This is a genomic window from Oceanobacillus profundus (genome assembly GCF_003515705.1).
Classification (GTDB): Bacteria; Bacillota; Bacilli; order Bacillales; family Amphibacillaceae; genus Oceanobacillus; species Oceanobacillus profundus.
Window position 1 is genome coordinate 1 of the sequence record NZ_QWEH01000042.1, and the last position, 2,549, is coordinate 2,549.

The window sequence follows — 2,549 nt, forward strand, 5'->3', positions numbered from 1 at the left end:
TGTATTTGATAATCTAAAATTGAGCCGTTTTTAGGGTATTGATCGCATAAAAAATGAGCCACTCGATTCCAAATTTTAATAACCTCTCTTATTATTGAAAGTGACCAAACTATCAATGAGAGAGGACAAAAAAGGATGATCAATATGGCTCAATACCATCATATCAAATTCTTAAAAGAGGTTGAAGGACTATCCCAAAGGCAAATAGCGATAAAACTGGGGATTTCTAGAAATACAGTAAGTAAATATTTAAAGCAAAATAAGCCTCCAACTACTATAAAGCGTAAACATACATATAGCGGTAAGGAGTACTCTGACGAGACTAAGCGTGTTTTACCGATTATTGATCAATGGCTTGAAGATGACCTCAAACGATGGGGTAAACAAAAACATACAGCTGCAAGAATCTATAAAAGATTAGTGGATGAATATGATTTTAAAGGATCTGAATCTAATATACGTAAAGTTGTAGCCAAGCGTAAGAAGAAACTACAAGAAGTCTTTATTCCACTTGATTTTCAACTAGGCCACCAATTCCAGTTTGACTGGGGAGAGGCGGATATTGTCTTACAGGGTCAAACAAAGCGAGTCTTCCTTTTCTGTAGTCAGCTTTCTGCAAGTAGGGTTCGATTCGTAAGGGCATATTTGCATGAGAAACAAGAAGCTTTTTTAGATGGTTTTGTCCATGCATTTGAATTTTTTGGTGGAATTCCAACTGAAGGTCTTTTTGATAACTTAAAAACGGCTGTAGAGAAAATTATGCAAGGTAGAGATAGGCTTGAGCAAGAATCATTTATGGCTCTACAAACTCATTATTTATTTAAAGCAGAATTCTGTAATGTTAGATCTGGTAATGAAAAAGGTAGAGTTGAAGGTACCGTTGGATATGTGAGAAGGAATGCTTTAGTTCCAGTGCCGGTGGTACAATCCTTAGATGAATTAAATGATCACCTATTAAGTTGGTGTTTAAAAGAAGCTGAACACAGAAAGGTTCCATATTCAAAGGAAACAGTTAAACAAATGTGGAATAAGGAAAAAGAGTATCTTCGCCCACTTCCTGAGCAAAGATTTGAGGCTTGTAAACTAGTTTCTTGCCAAGTGAATAAAACTTCATTAATTACTATTGAAACGAATAAATACTCTGTACCTTGTAAATATGTAGGGCAAGCTGTTTGGGCAAAAATATTTGTGGATCAAATAATCGTTGTGGCTCAAAACCAAGTGATCGCTAAACATCCTCGTTCTTATGAACGACATGAAATGTTCACTGTACTCGATCATTATTTAGAGGCACTAATTAAGAAACCACGGGCTATTCGTGATGCCCATGCATTTCAATCATCTGACATTCCAAAAGTGTTCAGGCGTTTCCATCAAAAAATGAGAGATCAGGAAGGTGCGATCGGAGATCGAAAGTTTATTCGTTTACTTCTACTTCACCGAGAAATAGGGATGGAAATATTAACACAGGCCTTATTAGAAGCAGAAAAGACCCAAATCTACCGATATGATGTAGTGCATGAATTTATCCGAAGGATTGAGAATAATGGCACAATCATACAAGACCTTTCCAGAGATAAGACGCCAACAAATCTACTAGACTATAAAATTCAAAAGTCTAATGTAGCTCAATACGGACAACTTACAGGAGGTCAATTGGATTGAATACAGAACTAGTTTTAGATCATCTAACTAAACATTTACGATTACCAACCATAGCTAGGCAATATCGTTCTCTCGCAAGAGAAGCCGAAGAAAGAAATCTAAGCTATGAAGAATATTTATTAGCATTACTAGAATCAGAATCACAAACAAGAGAAGAAAATCAAAAACAGAGACGTCTAAAACAAGCGACCTTTCCAGTCCAAAAAACATTAGACACATACGATTTTAGTTTAATGCCAAGTTTAAATCGCAATAGATTTATTACTCTAGCAAAAGGAGATTTCGTAGATAAAAATGAGAATATTATCTTACTAGGAAACAGTGGTACTGGTAAAACACATTTAGCTATTTCGCTTGGAATAGAAATGGTTCAAAACGGATATAAAACAAAGTTTATAACCGCATCAGAACTAGTAGAAGAACTTCTAATGGCAAATGCAGAACATAAACTCGTAATGTTTGAAAAGAAGTGGCTCAAATTTGATGTGATCATCGTAGATGAGCTTGGATATGTACCATTTTCCAAAACTGGTGCAGAACTTCTATTTCAATTCTTTTCCAGCAGATATGAACGCGCAAGTGTTATTATCACTACAAACCTTGAGTTTTCAGAATGGACAAATCTATTTGGAGATGAAAAGATGACCACTGCATTACTTGATCGCCTTACCCATAGGTCTCATATACATTTGCTTAACGGTGAATCCTATCGATTTAGGCAAAGTATGAAACAGCGAGATCATGAAGGAGAGTGAGCAAGTGCAGCGCAAGGTGTTAGGAGGTTCTTTCCCTACTGGCAAGAACCTCCTAACACCTAACAATTTATATAAAGTGGCTCACTTTTTAAGTGATCGCTCTGGCTCAATTTCCTATTGACAAAAACA

The 2,549-nt window shown here is 36.0% G+C and carries 2 protein-coding genes; both read left to right on the top strand.

Annotated features, from left to right (window positions below; all coding sequences use genetic code 11):
* Window positions 1-144 precede the first annotated feature (144 nt).
* Entirely contained in the window at window positions 145-1,665 is a 1,521-nt protein-coding gene (gene istA / locus D1B32_RS23400; RefSeq protein ID WP_240033885.1) for an IS21 family transposase, read from the top strand.
* Entirely contained in the window at window positions 1,662-2,420 is a 759-nt protein-coding gene (gene istB / locus D1B32_RS23405) for an IS21-like element helper ATPase IstB (protein ID WP_118890501.1), read from the top strand. The genes istA and istB overlap by 4 nt, the downstream gene beginning before the upstream one ends.
* Window positions 2,421-2,549 lie beyond the last annotated feature (129 nt).

Bases quoted from the DNA above. Each gene is read 5' to 3' on its own strand.
- istA (WP_240033885.1), top strand. From the start codon at position 145: ATGGCTCAATACCATCATATCAAATTCTTAAAAGAGGTTGAAGGACTA.